Source organism: Microbacterium sp. Y355 (genome assembly GCF_059445345.1).
In genome coordinates, this window is record NZ_JCAIUD010000001.1 from 3,257,766 (window position 1) to 3,276,901 (window position 19,136).

General features: G+C 64.8%; 18 protein-coding genes. 10 read left to right on the forward strand and 8 right to left on the reverse strand.

Features of this window, described 5'->3' with window-relative positions:
- From AC1C2O_RS15675 to AC1C2O_RS15695, 5 genes are all read left to right on the forward strand, one after another.
- Positions 1 to 1,176, forward strand: a complete 1,176-nt coding sequence (locus tag AC1C2O_RS15675) for an ROK family transcriptional regulator (RefSeq protein WP_495431367.1) — start codon at positions 1 to 3, stop codon at positions 1,174 to 1,176.
- 90 nt (positions 1,177 to 1,266) lie between these two features.
- Complete coding sequence (locus AC1C2O_RS15680; protein ID WP_495431368.1) at positions 1,267 to 2,379, forward strand: ABC transporter substrate-binding protein; 1,113 nt, start codon at positions 1,267 to 1,269, stop codon at positions 2,377 to 2,379.
- 75 nt (positions 2,380 to 2,454) lie between these two features.
- Positions 2,455 to 3,273, forward strand: coding sequence for an ATP-binding cassette domain-containing protein (locus AC1C2O_RS15685; protein ID WP_495431369.1), 819 nt, complete (start codon positions 2,455 to 2,457; stop codon positions 3,271 to 3,273).
- Entirely contained in the window at positions 3,270 to 4,538 is a 1,269-nt protein-coding gene (locus AC1C2O_RS15690) for a sugar ABC transporter permease (protein ID WP_495431370.1), read from the forward strand. Before AC1C2O_RS15685 ends, AC1C2O_RS15690 begins: the two co-directional genes overlap by 4 nt.
- A 94-nt stretch (positions 4,539 to 4,632) precedes the next feature.
- The gene (locus AC1C2O_RS15695) at positions 4,633 to 6,348 is read left to right on the forward strand and encodes a cation:proton antiporter (protein ID WP_495431371.1); all 1,716 of its coding nucleotides are present in this window, start codon (positions 4,633 to 4,635) and stop codon (positions 6,346 to 6,348) included.
- A gap of 99 nt (positions 6,349 to 6,447) precedes the next feature.
- Here the strand turns inward: AC1C2O_RS15695 and AC1C2O_RS15700 are convergent, their stop codons facing one another.
- From AC1C2O_RS15700 to AC1C2O_RS15720, 5 genes are all read right to left on the reverse strand, one after another.
- Positions 6,448 to 6,654: a hypothetical protein gene (locus tag AC1C2O_RS15700; protein ID WP_495431372.1), complete on the reverse strand. Its 207-nt coding sequence runs from the start codon at positions 6,652 to 6,654 to the stop codon at positions 6,448 to 6,450.
- 149 nt (positions 6,655 to 6,803) lie between these two features.
- Positions 6,804 to 8,213, reverse strand: a complete 1,410-nt coding sequence (locus AC1C2O_RS15705) for a dicarboxylate/amino acid:cation symporter (RefSeq protein ID WP_495431373.1) — start codon at positions 8,211 to 8,213, stop codon at positions 6,804 to 6,806.
- Positions 8,214 to 8,345: 132 nt separating this feature from the next.
- Positions 8,346 to 8,582 (reverse strand): helix-turn-helix domain-containing protein, encoded by a 237-nt coding sequence (locus tag AC1C2O_RS15710; protein ID WP_495431374.1) that lies wholly within the window; start codon positions 8,580 to 8,582, stop codon positions 8,346 to 8,348.
- Complete coding sequence (locus AC1C2O_RS15715; protein WP_495431375.1) at positions 8,579 to 9,193, reverse strand: hypothetical protein; 615 nt, start codon at positions 9,191 to 9,193, stop codon at positions 8,579 to 8,581. The genes AC1C2O_RS15710 and AC1C2O_RS15715 overlap by 4 nt, the downstream gene beginning before the upstream one ends.
- Positions 9,193 to 9,816 (reverse strand): hypothetical protein, encoded by a 624-nt coding sequence (locus AC1C2O_RS15720; RefSeq protein WP_495431376.1) that lies wholly within the window; start codon positions 9,814 to 9,816, stop codon positions 9,193 to 9,195. Before AC1C2O_RS15720 ends, AC1C2O_RS15715 begins: the two co-directional genes overlap by 1 nt.
- Positions 9,817 to 10,000: 184 nt before the next feature.
- Between AC1C2O_RS15720 and AC1C2O_RS15725 the strand changes: the two genes are divergently transcribed.
- Positions 10,001 to 12,529: an ATP-dependent Clp protease ATP-binding subunit gene (locus tag AC1C2O_RS15725; RefSeq protein ID WP_495431377.1), complete on the forward strand. Its 2,529-nt coding sequence runs from the start codon at positions 10,001 to 10,003 to the stop codon at positions 12,527 to 12,529.
- Between the two features lie 281 nt (positions 12,530 to 12,810).
- Here the strand turns inward: AC1C2O_RS15725 and AC1C2O_RS15730 are convergent, their stop codons facing one another.
- Together AC1C2O_RS15730 and AC1C2O_RS15735 are read right to left on the reverse strand one after the other, a co-directional pair.
- Positions 12,811 to 13,611 (reverse strand): SDR family oxidoreductase, encoded by an 801-nt coding sequence (locus AC1C2O_RS15730; RefSeq protein WP_495431378.1) that lies wholly within the window; start codon positions 13,609 to 13,611, stop codon positions 12,811 to 12,813.
- A complete protein-coding gene (locus AC1C2O_RS15735; protein WP_495431379.1) occupies positions 13,608 to 14,135 on the reverse strand; it encodes a MarR family winged helix-turn-helix transcriptional regulator in 528 nt (175 codons plus the stop codon). The genes AC1C2O_RS15730 and AC1C2O_RS15735 overlap by 4 nt, the downstream gene beginning before the upstream one ends.
- Positions 14,136 to 14,219: 84 nt before the next feature.
- Here AC1C2O_RS15735 and AC1C2O_RS15740 point away from each other — a divergent pair, with 84 nt between their 5' ends.
- The 3 genes from AC1C2O_RS15740 to AC1C2O_RS15750 all read left to right on the forward strand — a co-directional run bounded on the left by AC1C2O_RS15740 (position 14,220) and on the right by AC1C2O_RS15750 (position 16,028).
- The gene (locus tag AC1C2O_RS15740; RefSeq protein ID WP_495431380.1) at positions 14,220 to 14,720 is read left to right on the forward strand and encodes an amino-acid N-acetyltransferase; all 501 of its coding nucleotides are present in this window, start codon (positions 14,220 to 14,222) and stop codon (positions 14,718 to 14,720) included.
- The gene (locus tag AC1C2O_RS15745; RefSeq protein ID WP_495431381.1) at positions 14,720 to 15,397 is read left to right on the forward strand and encodes a hypothetical protein; all 678 of its coding nucleotides are present in this window, start codon (positions 14,720 to 14,722) and stop codon (positions 15,395 to 15,397) included. Before AC1C2O_RS15740 ends, AC1C2O_RS15745 begins: the two co-directional genes overlap by 1 nt.
- A 214-nt stretch (positions 15,398 to 15,611) precedes the next feature.
- Positions 15,612 to 16,028, forward strand: a complete 417-nt coding sequence (locus AC1C2O_RS15750) for an SseB family protein (protein WP_495431382.1) — start codon at positions 15,612 to 15,614, stop codon at positions 16,026 to 16,028.
- A 146-nt stretch (positions 16,029 to 16,174) separates the two neighbouring features.
- Here AC1C2O_RS15750 and radA read toward each other — a convergent pair whose 3' ends face one another.
- The gene (gene radA, locus AC1C2O_RS15755) at positions 16,175 to 17,557 is read right to left on the reverse strand and encodes a DNA repair protein RadA (protein WP_495431383.1); all 1,383 of its coding nucleotides are present in this window, start codon (positions 17,555 to 17,557) and stop codon (positions 16,175 to 16,177) included.
- A 153-nt stretch (positions 17,558 to 17,710) separates the two neighbouring features.
- Here radA and AC1C2O_RS15760 point away from each other — a divergent pair, with 153 nt between their 5' ends.
- Positions 17,711 to 19,126 carry a cytochrome ubiquinol oxidase subunit I gene (locus tag AC1C2O_RS15760; RefSeq protein WP_495431384.1) on the forward strand — a complete coding sequence of 472 codons (1,416 nt, stop codon included), beginning with the start codon at positions 17,711 to 17,713 and terminating at the stop codon, positions 19,124 to 19,126.
- Positions 19,127 to 19,136 lie beyond the last annotated feature (10 nt).

The window sequence follows — 19,136 nt, forward strand, 5'->3', positions numbered from 1 at the left end:
GTGACATCACAAAGGCGTCCTCCAGGCTCGCAGGCTTCATTGCGTGAAGCCAACCGGCGTCGCGTCGTGGCTGCGATCAAGAAACAGGGGAGCCTGACGCAGGTCGAGCTCGCCGCGGTGACGGGGCTGTCAGCAGCATCCGTGTCGAACATCGTCAAGGAGCTCACCGCGGGTGGCGTCCTGCGCACGGCACCCAGCATTCGCAGCGGGCGCCGCGCCACATTGGTCTCCTTTGCCCGCGCTGTAGGTCTCGTTGCCGGTGTCCATGTCGCCGCACGGCATCTGCGCGTTGTGGTCGCCGACGTGAACGGCACGGTGCTCGGTGAGAATCACATGCCCTTGGCTCGTGATCACCGCGCCGACAACGAGCTCGATCGGGCATCGCTCCTGCTGGCCGACATCCTCTCGAATCTCGAATCCGGCATCGACGAGCTGCGCGGCGTTGGCATGGCGGTCTCGGCCCCGATCGATCGGGCATCGGGGCGTGTCGCGGGGCGGGGAATCCTGCGCGGCTGGACCGGAGTCGACATCGTTGAGGTCATGCACCGGCGACTGCGGCAGCCGATCTTCCTCGACAACGCCTCGAATCTCGCGACGCTCGCAGAGGCAAGGCTGGGTGCGGGGCGCGGTAAGCAGAACGTCATCTTCATCGATGCGGACGAGGGCATCGGCGCTGGTCTGCTCTTGGAAGGGCGGTTGCTGCGCGGCCACAATGGCACAGCAGGCGAGCTCGGCCATACTGTCATTCTCGAAGACGGTCCGCTGTGTCGATGCGGCAACAGAGGATGCTTGGAGGCCATCGCCGGTGGCCCGGCCATCCTCGAGGAGCTGGGCGACGTGGGTGGGATCACGAAGGTCGGCGATGTTGTCGTGCGAGCTATGGCGAACGACGACGCGTGCATCCGAGCGCTCGCCAGGGCAGGCCGCCACATCGGGCTGGCGGCAGGCAACCTGTGCAACCTCTTCGACCCAGAGCGGATAGTCGTTGGCGGAGACCTCGCGCGCGCCGGAGAGCTGCTGCTGGGGCCGATCCGGCTGGCGATGGAGAACACGGTGATCGTCAGCGGCGACGGCATACCGGACGTCGTGCAGGGGCAGCTCGGCACTGCGGCGGCCGCGCGAGGCGCTGCGGTGCTGGCGATCGATGAGACGAATGTGCGCGAATCGACTCTGTGAACGGATTGAGTTCAAGTCTTGACGCCAATGGCTGAATCCTGCCATGCTCGGTTGGTCGCCAGAGTGGTCGGCACAGCTATGGAGGTTTCGATGAAGAACACAACCAAGCGCGCGCTGGTGGCTGTTACCGCGCTCGCTCTTTCGGTGGGCATGCTCTCGGCATGCTCCAACGGCACACAGACCGGTGAGGACGCCCCCGCCGATACGGCGGATGCAACGGCCGCGACGATCGGGCTGCTGCTTCCCGACAATGTCACCGAGCGCTACGCGAGCGCCGACAAACCCTACTTTGAGGAGCGCGTTGCAGAGCTGTGCGCCGACTGCACGGTGTTGTTCGCCAACGCTGACGGCGACGCCGCAAAACAGCAGCAGCAGGCCGAGTCGATGCTCACCCAGGGTGTCGATGTGCTCGTGCTCGACCCCTTCGACGGCAAGGCCGCGGCCGCAATCGTCAATCAGGCCAAGGGCAAGGACGTCCCTGTGATCTCCTATGACCGCCTCATCGACAGCGCAGACGTGGCGTACTACGTCTCGTTCGACAATGAGAAGGTCGGCGAGCTGCAGGCGCAGGCGCTCGTGGACCGGATGAAAGAGCTCGGTCTCCCAGAGGACTCCGGGATCATCATGGTCAACGGATCGCCGACCGACCCCAACGCCGCACAGTTCAAGAAGGGCGCGCACAGCGTCATCGACGCATCCGGGCTGACGGTGCTCGCCGAGTACGACACCCCAGGATGGGAACCGCCGAAGGCGCAGGATTGGGTTGCCGGCCAGGTGACGAAGTTCGGTAACAAGATCACCGGCGTGTACGACGCCAATGACGACACCGCGGGCGGTGCGATCGCCGCGCTGAAGGCGGGCGGCGTTACCCCGCTCCCGCCTATCACCGGTCAGGATGCTGCTCTGTCCGGCCTCCAGCGCATCCTCTCCGGAGACCAGTACATGACGGTGTACAAGACCTTCAAGCCCGAGGCTTACAAGGCCGCCGAGTTGGCCGTCGCGCTCACCGAAGGCGAGTCACCGAAGGCCGATACTGCCGTGGATACCGACAGCGGTGACTCGATCCCGTCATTCCTGCTGACGCCGGTCGCAGTCACAGTGGACAACATCAAGGACACAGTCGTCGCCGACGGGCTGTACACCGTCGACCAGATCTGCACTGCGGAGTACGCTGACGCCTGCGCCGAGCACGGTTTGAAGTGACCCGCCTCTCTTAACGGCTCGACCCGCGGTGCCGGCATCTCGCCGGCACCGCGGCCTCACAGCGAAGGAATCTCCGTGGCACTAGCATCCGATCTTGACGAACAGCATGACGCCGTACGCGAGCCGGTCCTGTCGATCCGAGGCATTTCCAAGGGATTCGGCGCCGTCAGGGCGCTGACCGACATTGACCTCGACGTGTACCCGGGTGAGGTCGTCGCCCTGGTTGGCGACAACGGCGCCGGCAAGTCCACCCTCGTGAAGATCCTCGCCGGCGTTCATCCTGCCGACAGTGGCACCATCACCTTCAACGGCACGCCGGCGGCGATCCCGTCGCCGACCGCGTCGCGTGAACTGGGCATCGCCACGGTCTTCCAAGATCTCGCGCTCTGCGACAACCTCGACGTCGTCGCCAACCTGTTCCTCGGGCGTGAACGCGGCACCGCCACTCTCGACGAAGAGCTGATGGAGCAGCAGGCGTGGGACCTGCTGCGTCAGCTTTCGGCAAAGATTCCCTCGGTGCGAATCGCCGTGGCATCTCTGTCGGGCGGTCAACGACAGACCGTCGCCATCGCCCGTTCGCTGATCGGCGAACCTCGCATCGTCATTTTGGACGAGCCCACTGCGGCGCTGGGCGTGGCCCAGACCGCTGAGGTGCTCAACCTTGTTGAGCGACTGCGTGAGCGTGGGCTCGGCGTCATCCTCATCAGCCACAACATGGCCGATGTGCAGGCAGTCGCCGACCGCGTGCTCGTGCTCCGGCTCGGCCGCAACAACGGCATCTTCCGCACCGCCGATGTCAGCTACGAGGACATCGTCGCCGCGATCACCGGCGCCACAGACAACCCGGTCAGCACCCGCGCGGCGTCGCGCATCGACGAGGAGGACGCTCGATGAGTACACCGCAGCCAGTGAAGGACAATTCGATGCCCACCACCAGTGCCCTCGACCTGCAGGACGAACGGCTGGTACGCGGAGACGGCATCCGCGGTGCGGCCGCCGCATTCGGCACCCGTGTCCGCACCGGCGATCTGGGCTCTCTGCCGATCTTCCTCGGGCTGGTGGTCATCTGGGTTGTTTTCCAGCTGCTGAACCCGAACTTCCTCGCGGCCGACAACCTCGTCAACCTCACTCTGCAGTGCGCGGCGGGGGGAACCATCGCGCTGGGTGTGGTCGTGGTGCTCCTGGTCGCCCAGATCGACCTGTCGATCGGCTCGCTGAGCGGACTGGCCTCGGCCATCCTCGGTGTCACCTTTGTGAACATGAACTGGCCGATCTGGGCGGCGATCCTGCTCGCCATCGCCGTGGGAGCACTGATCGGATTCCTCTACGGGTTCCTTTTCACCCGGTTCGGAGTCCCCACCTTCGTGGTCACGCTGGCAGGTCTTCTCGGCTTCCTCGGTTTGCAGCTGTGGGTTCTCGGGCCCACCGGCACGATCAATCTGCCGTACTCATCGTGGTTGGTGCAGTTCGCGACTTCCTGGTTCCTGCCACCGTGGCTGGCCTATCTCATCGCCGGGGTCGCCGTCGTCGGGATCGTGCTGAGCGACCTCGCACGCGCACGCCGGAGAGTGAAGGCGGGGCTGTCGACAGGGCCGGTGTCACTCATCGTCATCAAGGCCGTGATCATTGCCGTCGTCGCTGTCGCCGCCATTGCCTACCTGGCGACCGACCGCGGCGTCGGCGTCATGTTCCTGACGTTCATCGTGTTCGTCGCCGTGATGGCAACTCTGCTCACACGCACGCGCTGGGGACGCTGGATCTACGCGGTTGGTGGCAACGTCGAGGCGGCCCGACGTGCCGGCATCAACGTCAAGGCCATCTACATCTCAGCGCTCATGGTGGGCACAGTGCTCGCAACGGTGGGCGGCCTGATGGCGGCGGCGCGGCTGACTGCGGCGAGCATCTCCAGCGGCGGCGGAACGACGAACCTCATTGCGATCGCAGCGGCGGTCATCGGAGGTACGAGTCTGTTCGGCGGACGAGGCTCGGCATGGTCGGCCCTGCTGGGCATCTTCGTGATCATGTCGATCCAGAACGGTTTGACGCTTCTGAGCCTCGACTCGTCCGTGCAGTTCATGGTCACCGGTGCCGTGCTGCTGCTCGCCGTGATCATCGACTCGTTGTCACGGAAGTCGCGGGCTCTACACGGACAATCCTGACGTCTTAAGCACCTTTGGTGTCTGAGGAGATTCGCGTTCGTCGGCGCTCGCGCTCCCTCGGCCCGAGCCGCAGGTGGGGGGATACTCTTTTCGGATGGATGCCACGCTCTTCTACGTGCTCGTCGGTGCCGTCGTCGTGGCTGCGTTCGCGCGCTGGCGGGGGTGGCCTGCACCTCTGCTGGTCACGGTAGTCGCGCTCGCGGCATCCTTTCTGCCGTTCATTCCAGAATTGGAACTCGACGGACATCTGCTGCTGAACCTTGTTCTGCCGCCGCTGTTGTATTCCGCAGCCCTCGATGTCTCATTCGTCGGATTCAAGCGCAGCTTGCCGCAGATTCGCCGACTGGGCATCTGGCTGGTACTGCTGACAGCGGTCGTCGTCGGCCTGGTCGCGTGGCTCATCCTGCCGGCTCTGACGTTGCCGGGCGCCCTGCTGCTTGGTGCGATCGTCGCCCCGCCGGATGCCGTGTCTGCTGCCGCCATCGGTCGAAAGCTCGGACTTCCGAGGCGCATCATGACGGTGCTGTCAGGGGAGAGCCTGATCAACGATGCCACCTCGCTGACGCTGTTTCGCGTGTTCGCGGCGATCATCGCCGGGCAAGCGCTGACGGTGTGGGACGGAATCTGGCAGTTCGTGCTGGCAGTCGTGATTGGTGTGATCGTCGGCCTGGTCTTCGGCGTTGTCCTGCACCAGCTGCGCATGCGTGTCGCCGACCCTGTCGTGATCGGCACGTTCGGGCTTCTGGTGCCATTTGGTGCTTATGCGATCGCCGAGCATCTTGGTGGATCCGGCGTACTCGCGGTCGTGGCCATGGGGCTGTATGTCGGCTTCAACGCTCCGCGCACCGACTACACGACGAGGCAGCAGGAGGCGCCGCTGTGGCTGTCGGCCGATCTGCTGCTGGAGAGCTTCGTCTTCGCCTACATCGGGTTGCTGTTCCGTCGCGTGTTGAGCGATCTGGGATCGGAGTCGGTGGCGCATATTCTGCTGCTCTCCGGCGCCGTGCTGCTCACCGTGCTGCTGGTGCGTCCGCTATATATCTACCCGGCGCACGCATTCGCGCGGTGGCAGCAGCGGGTGCGACTCAGGCGCTGGGAGCGCGCGGTCACGGCCGGGAGGTTCGAGCAGAAACAGCGCACAAGGCCAGGGCGTCAGCCGATCACTGCCGAGCAGATGAAGAAGCGATTGACCGAGCCGGAGCTGAGCTGGAAGGACAACGCAATCATCTCTTGGGCGGGGATGCGGGGTGTGGTGACTCTGGCGACCGCGCTCGCAGCGGCTGACCTGGCAGCGCTTGACGAGAAGTCTTCGCACGCCATCGTGGTCGTCGCGTTCATCGTTACCGTGGCGACCCTGCTGTTGCAGGGGCTGACACTGCCGTTGCTGATCAAACGGTTGGGCATCGCGAGTGATGTCGATCACGCGGAGGATGCCAGGGCGATTGCCGTGGTGCGAAAGCGCAGCCGCGAGGCGGGTCTGGCGTTCCTCGACAAGAAACGTGCGGAATGGGCGACGAAGTATGGGCCGTCCGAGATGAAGGCGTTCGACGTGTTCACGAGGCGAATGTCAAGAGTCGAGACAGAGACCGAACAGATTCAGGTGGTCGAGGATGCCGCGAGGCGCCCGACCTATGACGATCTCACGGCCTTGATGAAGGGCTGGCTGCACGTGCGACGCGAGGTGCTGCTGGCTGAGCGCGACGCCGACAACCTCGACGAAGAGGTGATGCGTGAGCTGATGGCCGCGATCGACGCCGAGGAACTCGCCCTCGACACGAGGGGTGCGACCCGGCCGCAGTCGCGGGCGTAGCATCCTTCCCTCGCCGGCGCCCCTGGTTCTCGCCGAGGCCTCCCGTTACAGACGTCTGTATCGCGGGGCGTCGGCGGCAGGACGGGGCGTCGGTGCAGCTCAACGCCGATTACGCGGATGCTCCTTGGCAGCACGTTCGTTTCCGTGCTTATAGTTGCCGGTCCAGCGGGCCATGGCGCCCTGCGGATCAGAAACGACGACTTCGAGGAACTCCGCGGCCCGAGCGCCGCGCAAGACGGTCGCCTGTCTTCCGTGGTGAGTGATCACCACACTGCCGTCCGCGCGCACCTGAAAATCGAAGCCCATGACCGAGAGTCTTTCAGCGGCCGGTGATGGCCGCCAGTGCAGGCCGGTACCTGGCGTCGCCAGGAGTGCACAGTTCGCGAGACAGTGTGCTGCGATGCACGAAGGGTGACGGATGCCGAAGCATCCGTCACCCTTCGTCAGGCGGTGCCTCAGCGTGCGGCGACCGGCTCGGCTTCCTGCTCTTCTGTCGAGTCGGTCGAGTCATCCGCGAACGGGAGTCCCTCGCGGTCGGCGTTGTACAGCTCCTCGTCGAGGATGCCCTCACGCTTCGCGACGATCGTGGGCACGAGTGCCTGACCGGCGACGTTCACGGCGGTGCGGCCCATGTCGAGGATCGGGTCGATCGCGAGCAGCAGGCCGACACCCTCGAGCGGCAGTCCGAGGGTGGACAGCGTGAGCGTGAGCATCACCGTGGCACCGGTGGTGCCGGCGGTGGCCGCAGAACCGACGACCGAGACGAGCACGATCAGCAGGTACTGGACGAAGTTCAGCTCAATGCCGAAGAACTGCGCGACGAAGATCGCGGCGATCGCCGGGTAGATCGCGGCGCATCCGTCCATTTTGGTCGTGACGCCGAACGGCACGGCGAAGGAGGCATACGAACTGGGCACGCCGAGGTTGCGCTCGGTGACGCGCTCGGTGAGCGGCAGCGTGCCGATCGACGAGCGGCTGACGAACCCGAGCTGCACCGCAGGCCAGACGCCGGTGAAGTACTGCTTGATCGACAGGCCGTGAACCCGGATCAGCACCGGGTAGACGACGAAGATCAACAGAGCGAGCCCGATGTAGACGGCGGCGGCGAACCACGCCAGCGAGGCGAGCTTCTCCCAGCCATACTTGATCACCGCGGAGCCGATGAGGCCAAAGGTCCCGATCGGCGCGATGCGGATGATCCACCACACCACGCGCTGGATGACCTTCAGCAGCGACTCGGTGAAGGCGAGGAAGGGCTCAGCCTTCTTGCCGGCCTTGAGAGCGGCGATGCCGATGACGGCGGCGACGACAATGACCTGCAGGATGTTGAAGTTGACATTGGATGCCACAGCGCCCGACTCGGGGTCCAGCGCGCTGCTGACGCCGAGGCCGAGGAAGTTCTGCGGGATGAGGCCGAGGAGGAAGTTCCACCAGGTGCCGACGGTGTAGGGCTCGCTGGGCGTGAGGCCGTCGCCGGCGCGCGCACCCGGCTGGATGACCAGGCCGAGCACGATTCCGATGGTCACGGCGATGAACGCGGTGATCGCGAACCAAAGGAGGGTCTGGCCGGCGAGGCGTGCGGCGTTCTGCACGCGGCGCAGATTCGAGATGCTGGCGACGATCGCGGTGAAAATCAGGGGGACGACAGCCGCACGAAGCAACGTGACGTACGAGCTGCCGATCGTATCGAGTGTGGCGGAGAGGCCGTTGGGGTTCTCCGCGGTGGCGCCGAGGTTGCGCCCGATGAGCCCGGCGATGACGCCGAGGACGAGGGCCGCGAGGATCTGAAAGCCGAACGAAGTCAGGAGCTTCCTGGCGGGGCTGCGGGTGTCTGGCGCTTTCGGGGCGCGTGTGGTGCTGCTCATTGAGACTCCAAGTCGAAGCGCGCTGCTGTGCGCGCGGGATGAGTCAACGCTAGGAGTTCGTCGGTGAGATGGGGCGGAGATGACGCCGGATGACGGAGGGAGAGGGTTTGTGATCCTGGCGTTGCCCCAGACTCAATCCTGAGGCGTCACCACAAGCAACTCCCCAACCTCACATCCGAGCGCGTCACAGATGGCGCGAAGTGTCGAGTACCTGATCGCCCGCGCGCGGTCGTTCTTGAGCACCGAGAGGTTGACGATGCTCACCCCGACCCGAGCGCTCAGTTCGGTGAGCGTCATCCCGCGCTCGGTGAGCAGTTCGTCGAGGCGGCAGTGGATGCCGGTCTCCTCCTCTTCCGCTGCGGGAGTCATACGAGCCCCTCTATCTCGCGCTGCATGGCCGCGCCCCGACGGAAGACGATGACCAGAACACCCACTGCGACGGACGCGATATAGAGCGGTATTCCGTCTCGGAACAGCAACCACCGCCCATCGCCGAAGTCGCCGCCGAGGGCCGCGAACACTCCGTTGAACCCCATGGTCTCGAAGAAGTGAGGAACGAGTCCGGCAAGGACCAGCAGTATCGAGATCGCGAACGTCAAACCTGTGTTCACTCGATCGAAGACGATCCCGCGCAGCAGGCGCAGGCAGACGATCACTGCGAACACTGCGACCGAGATGAGGCAAAGTGCGCGCAGCACGATCGCGATGACGAGCGACGCGACGCTGATCACGTTGACGCCGGATGCTGTGAGCGTCACCATCTCGGCGGTTGCAGGCACGCCGCTGCCGACGGCGGCGGTGATCTCCTGCGCAGGCACGCGGGTCATGACGGTGACCGCTCCCGGAACGGCGAACAGCTCGAGCATGCGCTGGATGCTGTCGTTAACCAGGATGCCGACGACGATCGCACCGACCGCGATTCCGGTCAGGAGGTCGCCACGATCGCGCTTCGCCTGAAGCTTCGGATCTCGAGCGTTCATCAGACAAGTCCTTTCGTGTCCTGCTGCATGCGCTGTCCGATTTCGAACGCGCCCGCGACGACGGCGAGGGCCATGCCCCATCCGAGTGGGGATAGGTCGAGTACGGCGAGGAAGGCCGGCAATCCGGATATGTCGAGCGTCATCACGATTTCGGCGTTCGCGATGCTCTCGAAGAGTGGACCGAGCAGCCCCCCGACCACGACGAGGATCGCGACGATCCCGATTCCCCACGTCGCAGATCGGACGAACGGTCGCCCGACGAGAACGCGCACGCACAACCAGGCGACGACGGCGCAGATTCCGATCGCGACCAGTGCCGTGAGGATGGATGCTGTGATGAGCAGCCCCCTTGTCTGCCCGGACAGGCCCGTCGCGGTGAGGGTCAGTGATTCGAAGGCGGCACTTGTGACCTGTGCGGATGCCTCACTGATCTGCTCGGCGGGGAAATCCATCAGCGGAATGCCGTTGACGGTGATCGCGTCGTCAACCGCGAGCGCGACGACTCGCATCGTGAGCGCCACGATGTCGACGATTCCGATGGCGGCCGCGGCTCCTGCAACGACGCCGAGTGTTACCTTCTCGATCTGCTTCATCCGGCGGTTCGCTACTGTGTCTCCGGTCATGTCCCTATCCCTATCGAATATCGTTGTTATCGATTCTCGTTAACATAACGACTATCGATAAACCGTGTCAAGTGCCCGGCTCGCTATGCCGACGGCGAACACGGGCATACCAGCCCTGTGCGGTCGTTACTCTCGATGTACAGGCGCTTGCCGCGTCTTCGCCCCGTGCGAATAAGGAGTCAACATGTTCGAGAGATTCACGGACCGAGCCCGTCGTGTGGTTGTCCTCGCCCAAGAAGAGGCGAAGATGCTCAACCACAACTACATCGGAACCGAGCACATCCTGCTCGGTCTCATCCACGAGGGTGAGGGCGTCGCCGCCAAGGCGCTCGAAAGTCTTGGCATCTCCCTCGATGCTGTGCGCGAGCAGGTGCAGGACATCATCGGTCAGGGTCAGCAGCAGCCGACCGGCCACATCCCCTTCACGCCCCGTGCGAAGAAGGTGCTCGAGCTGAGCCTGCGCGAAGCGCTGCAGCTCGGCCACAACTACATCGGAACCGAGCACATCCTGCTCGGTCTCATCCGCGAGGGCGAGGGCGTCGCCGCTCAGGTGCTCGTCAAGCTCGGCGCTGACCTGAACAAGGTGCGCCAGCAGGTCATCCAGCTGCTCTCCGGTGCCCCTGGGCGCGAGCCTGCCGCTGTCGGCGCGCAGACCAACGACTCGTCCAGCGGTACGCAGGCAGGCTCGGCGGTGCTCGACCAGTTCGGTCGCAACCTCACTCAGGCCGCGCGCGACGGCAAGCTCGACCCGGTCATCGGGCGCGAGAAGGAAGCCGAGCGGGTCATGCAGATCCTCTCGCGCCGCTCCAAGAACAACCCCGTCCTGATCGGTGAACCGGGCGTCGGCAAGACCGCCGTCGTCGAAGGACTCGCTCAGGCCATCGTCAAGGGCGATGTCCCAGAGACACTGAAGGACAAGCAGCTCTACTCGCTCGACCTCGGCTCGCTCATCGCAGGTTCCCGCTACCGCGGTGACTTCGAAGAGCGTCTGAAGAAGGTCACCAAGGAGATCCGCACACGCGGCGACATCATCGTCTTCATCGATGAGATCCACACCCTGGTGGGTGCGGGTGCCGCCGAGGGCGCGATCGACGCGGCCAGCATCCTGAAGCCGCTCCTTGCCCGTGGCGAGCTGCAGACGATCGGTGCCACCACGCTCGACGAGTACCGCAAGCACTTCGAGAAGGATGCCGCGCTTGAGCGCCGCTTCCAGTCGGTGCAGGTCAGCGAGCCGACGCTGCCGCACACGATCAACATCCTCAAGGGACTGCGCGACCGTTACGAGGCTCACCACAAGGTGCAGATCACCGATGGTGCGATCGTCGCCGCCGCGAACCTCGCCGACCGTTACGTCAGCGACCGGTTCCTTCCGGACAAGGCCATCGACCTGATCGATGAGGCTGGTGCGCGCTTGCGCCTCAGCATCCTCTCCTCGCCTCCCGAGCTTCGTGAGTTCGACGAGAAGATCGCTAAGGTTCGCGAGCAGAAGGAAGAAGCCTCAGAAGAGCAGGACTTCGAGAAGGCAGCATCGCTGCGCGACGAGGAGAAGAGTCTTCTCGCCGAGCGTCTGCGCCTCGAGAAGCAGTGGCGCTCCGGCGACGTCGCGACTCACGCAGTCGTCGATGAGGGTCTGATCGCTGAGGTTCTTGCTCAGGCGACCGGCATCCCAGTGTTCAAGCTCACCGAAGAGGAGTCCAGCCGACTCGTCTTCATGGAGAAGGCACTGCACCAGCGCGTCGTCGGACAGGAAGAGGCCATCGCGGCACTCTCCCGCACGATTCGCCGCCAGCGTGCAGGGCTCAAGGACCCGAAGCGTCCCTCCGGCTCGTTCATCTTCGCCGGCCCCACCGGTGTCGGAAAGACTGAGCTCGCCAAGGCGCTGGCCGAGTTCCTGTTCGACGATGAGAATGCGCTCATCTCGCTCGACATGAGCGAGTTCGGTGAGAAGCACACCGTGTCGCGGCTGTTCGGTGCCCCTCCAGGGTTCGTCGGCTTCGAAGAGGGTGGCCAGCTCACCGAGAAGGTGCGCCGCAAGCCGTTCTCCGTCGTGCTGTTCGACGAGATCGAGAAGGCTCACCCCGACATCTTCAACTCGCTGTTGCAGATTCTCGAGGAGGGTCGCCTCACCGACGGCCAGGGTCGGATCGTGGACTTCAAGAACACGGTCATCATCATGACCACGAACCTCGGATCGTCCGCGATCGCCGGTGGCCCCGTCGGCTTCCAGGTCGAGGGCAACGCGCAGACCAGCTACGAGCGGATGAAGGGCAAGGTCGACGAAGAACTCAAGCGCCACTTCAAGCCCGAGTTCCTCAACCGTGTCGATGACGTCATCGTCTTCCCGCAGCTGTCGAAGCTCGAGCTCGTGCAGATCGTGGATCTGTTCACCAAGCGCCTCAGCGAGCGTCTGCTCGACCGTGACATGACGATCGAGCTGTCGCAGACGGCCAAGGAACGCCTCATCGAGATCGGGTTCGACCCGGCCCTCGGTGCACGCCCGCTGCGTCGTGCGATGCAGCGTGAGATCGAGGACCACCTGTCCGAGCGCATCCTGCACGGTGAGCTCAACTCCGGCGACCACGTCAAGGTGGACACCGCAGACGGCAAGTTCACGTTTGAGACCGCCCCTCGTGGGGAGCGCGTCGCAGTCGGCATCAACACGGGCGGCGCGATCACCGCGACTCCCGACCTGGCGGCCGCTTCAGGCGAGTAACCCTCATATGAAGAAGGGCGGATGCTTCGGCATCCGCCCTTCTTCATGCCCGGCCGGCGACACGTGCACGACCCGGCGACACGTGCACGACCCGGCGACACGTGCACGACTCGGCGACACGTGCACGACTCGGCGACACGTGCACGACTCGGCGACACCTGCACGACTCGGCGACACCTGCACGACTCGGCGACACCTGCACGACTCGGCGACACCTGCACGACGAAACAGCAGTATTCGTCGTGCATCCGTCTCTGGGTCGTGCAGGTGTACCGCGGCGGTCAGGCCTTGTCGGCCCACGACCAGACGTCGTCGCCGCGCAGCGACGCTTCGGCGCCGCCGTCGTCGTAGATGACCTGACCGGCGAGGTGGGTGTTCTCGATGCTGGTGAGCCAGATCAGCAGGTTCGCGATCGACTCTGGCGGCTGGTGGTAGTTCAGTGGCATCGGCACGTTCGCGTCGACCATCGCCCGGCCCTCTTCGGTCTCGAGCAGCTTCTGCGTCATCGGGGTGAGAACGGTGCCGGGTGCGACCGCGTTCAGCGGGATGCCGTTGCCGGCCCACTCGGGCGAGATCGACTGGCGGCGCACCCAACGAGACAGGGCGCGCTTGGACGACGGATAGACGAGGTACCCAACGCGTGGCCCTTGGGCCGTGAGCTCCTCGGCGATCTTCAGTGCGGCAGCCTCGTCGCCGGCGAGAGCGGCATCGACCATCGCGGCCGAGTGATTCTGCAACGACGCCATTGACGACACGACGGCAGCGCGCGGGGCATCGGACTTGACCAGCGCCGGACGCAACTGTTCGAGCAGTTCGGTGACACCGAAGTAGTTCACCGAGATCGTCAGGGGGATCGGCGCCGAGATTCCCGCACACGCGATCACGCCGTCGATGATGCCTCCGGCGAGTTCGATCGCGCGTGTCGCGGCATCCGTGCGCCCGGCAGCGGTCGACAGATCGGCCTTGACGTCGGCGTTCTTCAAATCGATGCCGATCACGCGCTCGCCGCGGTCACGCAGCAGTTGCGCTGTGGTCGCTCCGATGCCGGACGCTGATCCGGTAACGACAAAGGTGCGGGTCATGGTTTTCCTCCATTTCGCGACCGTGGGTTCGATCGCTCGTGTCCGGCTGCGGGTTCGCGTCCGGATGATTCGGTGTGGCCGCCCAGTGCGTCGACGAAGCGGCCGAACTGCGCGCTGAACTGGGCGGCTTCATCGCCGGACCAGTCGGCGATGGCCTCGTGCATCATCTCCACGCCGCGCCCGACAAGCCGCTGATGAGCGAGCGAGCCTGCGGGGGAGAGACGGATGACCGTGCCCCTACGATCGTCGGGATCCGCGTCTCGGTCGATGAGCCCTGCGTGCTCCAGGCGCGCGAGCTGCTTGCTCATCGTCGGCCGGGTGACGTGGAGTGAGGCGGCAAGGTCACCGGCACGTGAGGCGCCGCGAAGCCCGAGCATGTACAGCGGAGCGATGTCGATCGGATCGATCACGACGTGTGCCTCGGCGGCAACGGTGGCCTGGGTGCTGGTCGACGACCAGCGGGCCATGAGGTGCGTGAGGGATGCCAGCAGGACTGCTTCGGTGGTTGCCGGCTCAGTGCTCATGGAATCACTCTACTCTTTTAGTTGCCTGAGGCAACCATCAGGTGAATCCGAGGTGAGGGAGCGGGGCGAGTTTAGGCTGGAGGCGTGAACGAGTACACCGTCCGCCCGGCGCGCAGCGCCGACGTCCTCGGCATCCACCATCTGCTGGAGCCGCTGGTCGAGCGACGCATCCTGCTCGGCAAGGATCTCGCGGTGCTTTACGGCGCAGTGCAGGAGTTCATCGTCGCCGAGAAAGACGGCGAACTCATCGGATGTGGCGCGCTCCACGTGATGTGGGAAGACCTCGGAGAGGTGCGCACACTGATCGTGCGCGACGACTGGCTGCACCACGGCGTCGGGCGTGCAATCGTCGAAGGCCTCGAGGTGCGTGCACGTGAGCTCGGTCTCAGCCGACTCTTCTGCCTCACGTTCGAGACCTCCTTCTTCACCAGCCGAGGATTCGCGCCGATCGGTGAGCAGATCGTCGACCCCGACGTGTACTCGCAACTGCTGCGCAGCCCGGACGAGGGTGTCGCTGAGTTCCTTGATCTTGCTCACGTGAAGCCGAACACTCTCGGGAACATGCGGATGCTGAAGAACCTGTGATGGCTGATCGTCGCAGAAATCGCGCCAAATATCGGCGTCGTCGCCTCGCCGTGTTCCTTGGCCTGATCGTGCTGCTCGCCGCGCTGGCTGTCGGGGCGTGGCTCGTCATCGCGCAGCCATGGGCGGATGCCACCGCGCAGCCCACCTCGACACCGAAGCCGTCAGCGACGGATGCACAGACGGAGACACCCGCGCCAGAGGCAACGGACGAGGAATCGCCGTCTCCGCAGCCGAGCGCGGAGCCCACCGCCGAGGAGACGCCGGGGATTGCGCCGTGTCAGGCCGGGGACATCACCGTCGAAGCCGTCACGAATGCCGAGACGTATCCGGCGGGTTCGCTACCGGAGTTCTCGATCCTGCTGACGAATAAAAGCTCCGAGGACTGTTCGATCGATGTCGGCTCCGCCACCCAAGCGTTCATCGTCACCAGCGGCAGCGACCAGTGGTGGGACTCGCGGCACTGCCAGGAGAACCCCAGCAGCATGGTTGTGACTCTCGCTGCCGGCCAATCTGTGCCCAGCGGTTCGCCCGTCATCTGGGATCGCACGCGCTCTGACGTGGGCACCTGCGCGCAGGAGAACCGCCCGCGAGCGCCCGGCGGCGGAGCGTCGTACCATCTCACGGTCTCCATCGGCGGGTTCGAAAGTGTGACAACTACGCAGTTCCTGCTGTACTGAGTCCAGAATGACTGTTCCAAGGCAGACACTTCGCGATCTTTGGGATACCATTGAATTGATTCTCGGGATAATTCGGTGTCAGCCATCCCCAGTGGCGTCGTATTCAGCGTCCCCAGCGCTTCGACAATTCACCGATCGAGGATCCGAGGGCCCTTTCGAGTACCCCAGTCCCCACTGGACGACTCGAGAGGGCCCCAATCTTTAAACTGGGTACATGGCAGCGAAGAAATCGAAGTCCGCGAGTAAGAAGCCGGCACCCGAAGAGTTCCGCTCCGAGGCCCTCGCGCAGGCGCTCGAGAAGCAAGACATGGCAGCAGTCGCCCTCGCCCTGCGCAACGGCAATACTGTGGTGCCGCTGCTCTCAGCTGGCGCACGCGACAACCCGCTTGACGGCGGGGAGGTGTGGACATTTCGTGATCCGGCATCCGGGAACGTCGCACTATTGCTCTTCAGCGATGCGAAGAACAAGCCAGCGAACCTGCCGCCCGGCGTCGGGATCTATTCGCCGGCGTGGTTGCACAAGTTCCTGACCACGCATCGCGAGGCGATCACCACGGTGTTCCTCGACATCGCGGGACCGCACCCGATGCAGGCCCCGCCGGAGGAACTGCTGAAGGCGCTCGAAGCCTGATCTGTTCTTGCGGGTGTGGCGGGCGACCGCCGGCCGTCCGCCGGGCCATCGCCGGGCGTCCCCCAGCCATCGCCAGCCATCGCCGGGCGTCCGCCAGCCACCGCCGCGCGTCGCCCAGCCAATGGCCGGCGTCGCCGGGCGACAGCTCAGAAGGGCGGGATGTCGTCTTCCCGACGCGGCTTCGCCGGATGAGCAGACCGGCTGCGCGACTTGACGTCGTTCAGCGCGGCGTCGAGAGTGCCAGAGCGCTCGTCGATGACCTGCTCATAACCGAGCCTCGTGGCCTCTGACCGGCGCTGCGCTGCCTGCGTGACCGCACGCACCTCGCCCGCAAGGCTGAGCTCGCCGACTGCTGCGATCGTGCGTGGCACCGAGAACTGCCGGATCGAACCGGCGACGGCGATCGCGATCGCGAGGTCGGCCGCAGGTTCGGTGAATCGCACGCCGCCGACGGTCGAGACGTAGACGTCGAGCTTTCCGGTCGGGATGCCGCCGCGTTTCTCGAGGATCGCCAGCACCATGGCCACGCGCGCCGAGTCGAGGCCGGACACTACCCGGCGCGGATTCGGCGCGGTCGAGTCCACGGTCAGCGCCTGCACCTCGACGGGCAGTGCGCGGCGACCCTCCATTGCGATCGCGACGCAGGTGCCTGGCTCGGTGGACCCGTGGCCCAGGAACAGGCCGCTCGGATCAGGAACCTCGGCGATGCCCGATCCGGTCATCTCGAAGCATCCGACCTCGTCAGTCGGGCCGAAACGGTTCTTCAGCGCGCGGATGAACCGTAGCGCTGTCTGGCGGTCGCCCTCGAAATGGCAGACGACGTCGACCAGGTGCTCGAGAATGCGAGGACCGGCGACCTGCCCGTCCTTCGTGACATGTCCGACGAGGATGATCGGCAGGCTGCGTTCTTTCGCGACTCGAATCAGAGTCGCAGCGACCTCGCGTACCTGGCTGGGCTGGCCTGCCGCGCCGTCAGACAGCGAGGATGACACGGTCTGTACCGAGTCGACGATGACGAGTTGTGGCTTCACTTCATCGATGTGCCCGAGGATCGTCGCGAGATCGGTCTCGGCGGCCAGGTACAGCTCGTCGTGCAGGGCCCCGGTGCGCTCGGCGCGCAGTCGCACCTGAGCCTGCGATTCCTCGGCGCTGGCGTACAGCACCCGTCGTCCGCCCCGTGCGGCTTGCGCGGCGACTTCGAGCAGCAGCGTCGACTTGCCGACTCCTGGCTCGCCGCTGAGCAGGATCGCTGCTCCCGGCACGATTCCGCCGCCGAGCACACGATCGAACTCACCGACCCCACTGGAGCGGCGGGGCGTATCGGCCGTGCTGATCTGGGTGATGGGACGCGCGGCGCGATCGGCACCAGGAGCGAGCGGAGTCATCTGCCTGAGGATGCCCGTCTTCGCAGCCTGTTCTTGCACCGTGCCCCACTGCTGGCACTCGCCGCAGCGGCCGACCCACTTCGATGTCGACCATCCGCATTCGGTGCAGACGAAAGCGGGGGGTGCGGGTTTGCGGGTGGCCATACGACAAGGCTATCGACCGCATCCGACATCACTATCGCCAAAGGGCCCATTCCGGCCAGGTGACGCACAGTCGCTCGAGATAATGAATGAGGGCGCATCGCGGCGGATCGGCCAGACAATATCTGGTCAGAGTTCGAGTGAAGGAGTCGTGTCATGGAGTGGTTGGATCCACTGGTTCTGGCGAGATGGCAGTTCGGTCTGACGACCATCTACCACTACCTCTTCGTGCCGCTGACGATAGGCATGGCGCTGTCAGCCGCGATCTTCCAGACGGCATGGGTGCGGACGGCGAAAATCCACTATCTGCACCTGACGCGGTTCTTCGGGAAAATCTTCCTCATCAACTTCGCGATGGGCGTCGTCACCGGAATCGTGCAGGAGTTCCAGTTCGGCATGAACTGGTCGGATTACTCCCGCTTCGTCGGTGACGTGTTCGGCGCTCCGCTCGCGTTCGAGGGGCTGCTCGCGTTCTTCTTCGAAGCGACTTTCATCGGCCTGTGGATCTTCGGATGGGACAAGCTCTCCAAGAGGCTGCACCTGGCCACGATCTGGTGCGTCGCGATCGGCAGCATCCTGTCGGCATATTTCATCATCGCTGCCAACGCGTTCATGCAGAATCCGGTCGGCTATGTGTACAACCCCGAGACCAACCGCGCCGAACTCGTCGATATCTGGGCTCTGCTGACGAACCCGGTCGCGCTCGCCGCCTTCCCGCACACAATCTTCGGCGCGTTCATGTTCGCCGCCGGTGTCATCATTTCGGTCTCGGCGTGGCACCTCATGCGCGGCCAGCACGTCGACACGATGCGGGTCTCGCTGAAGTTCGGGCTGTGGGGGATGCTCGTCTCCACCGCCGGAGTGGCCCTCTCGGGCGACCAGCTGGGTCTCGCGATGTACGTGGCGCAGCCGATGAAGATGGCCGCCGCCGAGGCGACGTTCAACACCGTCTGCGGGGCGGATGCCTCATTCAGCCTGTTCACGCTCGGAACACCGGATGGCAGCTCCGAGCTGTTCTCGCTCCGGGTGCCCTATCTGCTGTCACTGTTGTCGACGCACACCCTCGACGCGTGCGTGCACGGCATCAACGATCTCAACGCCGAATATGCGGTGCAGTTCGCCGACAGTGGCATCACGAACTTCGCTCCGGTGCTGTGGATCACCTATTGGGCCTTCCGCTGGATGATCGGCCTGGGCATGCTGCACGCTCTCATCGCACTCGCCGGGCTCTGGTTCACTCGCAAGAATGCCAAGAACCCGCCCGCGAAGTGGATGTGGAAGATCGCGATCTGGTCATACCCGCTCGCGCTGCTGGCCAACATCGTCGGCTGGGTCTTTACCGAGATGGGGCGCCAGCCCTGGCTCGTGTTCGGCTTGATGACCACCCGAGACGGCGTTTCTCCTGGCACGTCGGGTCTAGAAGTGCTGATATCACTGATCGCTTTCACTGCGATCTACGCGGCGCTCGCCGTGGTCGAAGTTCGCCTCATCATCAGGGCGGCGCAGAAGGGTCCTGACACCGCCGAGCAACCGGACGACGAGACGGCCCAGCTGCCGTCGGTCGTGTACTGAGGAAGGACGC

What these genes read in the sequence shown, in the direction of transcription:
- AC1C2O_RS15680 (WP_495431368.1), top strand. Translation starts at nt 1,267, where the DNA reads ATGAAGAACACAACCAAGCGCGCGCTGGTGGCTGTTACCGCGCTCGCT.
- AC1C2O_RS15690 (WP_495431370.1), top strand. Translation starts at nt 3,270, where the DNA reads ATGAGTACACCGCAGCCAGTGAAGGACAATTCGATGCCCACCACCAGT.
- AC1C2O_RS15695 (WP_495431371.1), top strand. Translation starts at nt 4,633, where the DNA reads ATGGATGCCACGCTCTTCTACGTGCTCGTCGGTGCCGTCGTCGTGGCT.
- AC1C2O_RS15700 (WP_495431372.1), bottom strand. Translation starts at nt 6,654, where the DNA reads ATGGGCTTCGATTTTCAGGTGCGCGCGGACGGCAGTGTGGTGATCACT.
- AC1C2O_RS15705 (WP_495431373.1), bottom strand. Translation starts at nt 8,213, where the DNA reads ATGAGCAGCACCACACGCGCCCCGAAAGCGCCAGACACCCGCAGCCCC.
- AC1C2O_RS15710 (WP_495431374.1), bottom strand. Translation starts at nt 8,582, where the DNA reads ATGACTCCCGCAGCGGAAGAGGAGGAGACCGGCATCCACTGCCGCCTC.
- AC1C2O_RS15715 (WP_495431375.1), bottom strand. Translation starts at nt 9,193, where the DNA reads ATGAACGCTCGAGATCCGAAGCTTCAGGCGAAGCGCGATCGTGGCGAC.
- AC1C2O_RS15720 (WP_495431376.1), bottom strand. Translation starts at nt 9,816, where the DNA reads ATGACCGGAGACACAGTAGCGAACCGCCGGATGAAGCAGATCGAGAAG.
- AC1C2O_RS15725 (WP_495431377.1), top strand. Translation starts at nt 10,001, where the DNA reads ATGTTCGAGAGATTCACGGACCGAGCCCGTCGTGTGGTTGTCCTCGCC.
- AC1C2O_RS15730 (WP_495431378.1), bottom strand. Translation starts at nt 13,611, where the DNA reads ATGACCCGCACCTTTGTCGTTACCGGATCAGCGTCCGGCATCGGAGCG.
- AC1C2O_RS15735 (WP_495431379.1), bottom strand. Translation starts at nt 14,135, where the DNA reads ATGAGCACTGAGCCGGCAACCACCGAAGCAGTCCTGCTGGCATCCCTC.
- AC1C2O_RS15745 (WP_495431381.1), top strand. Translation starts at nt 14,720, where the DNA reads ATGGCTGATCGTCGCAGAAATCGCGCCAAATATCGGCGTCGTCGCCTC.
- AC1C2O_RS15750 (WP_495431382.1), top strand. Translation starts at nt 15,612, where the DNA reads ATGGCAGCGAAGAAATCGAAGTCCGCGAGTAAGAAGCCGGCACCCGAA.
- radA (WP_495431383.1), bottom strand. Translation starts at nt 17,557, where the DNA reads ATGGCCACCCGCAAACCCGCACCCCCCGCTTTCGTCTGCACCGAATGC.
- AC1C2O_RS15760 (WP_495431384.1), top strand. Translation starts at nt 17,711, where the DNA reads ATGGAGTGGTTGGATCCACTGGTTCTGGCGAGATGGCAGTTCGGTCTG.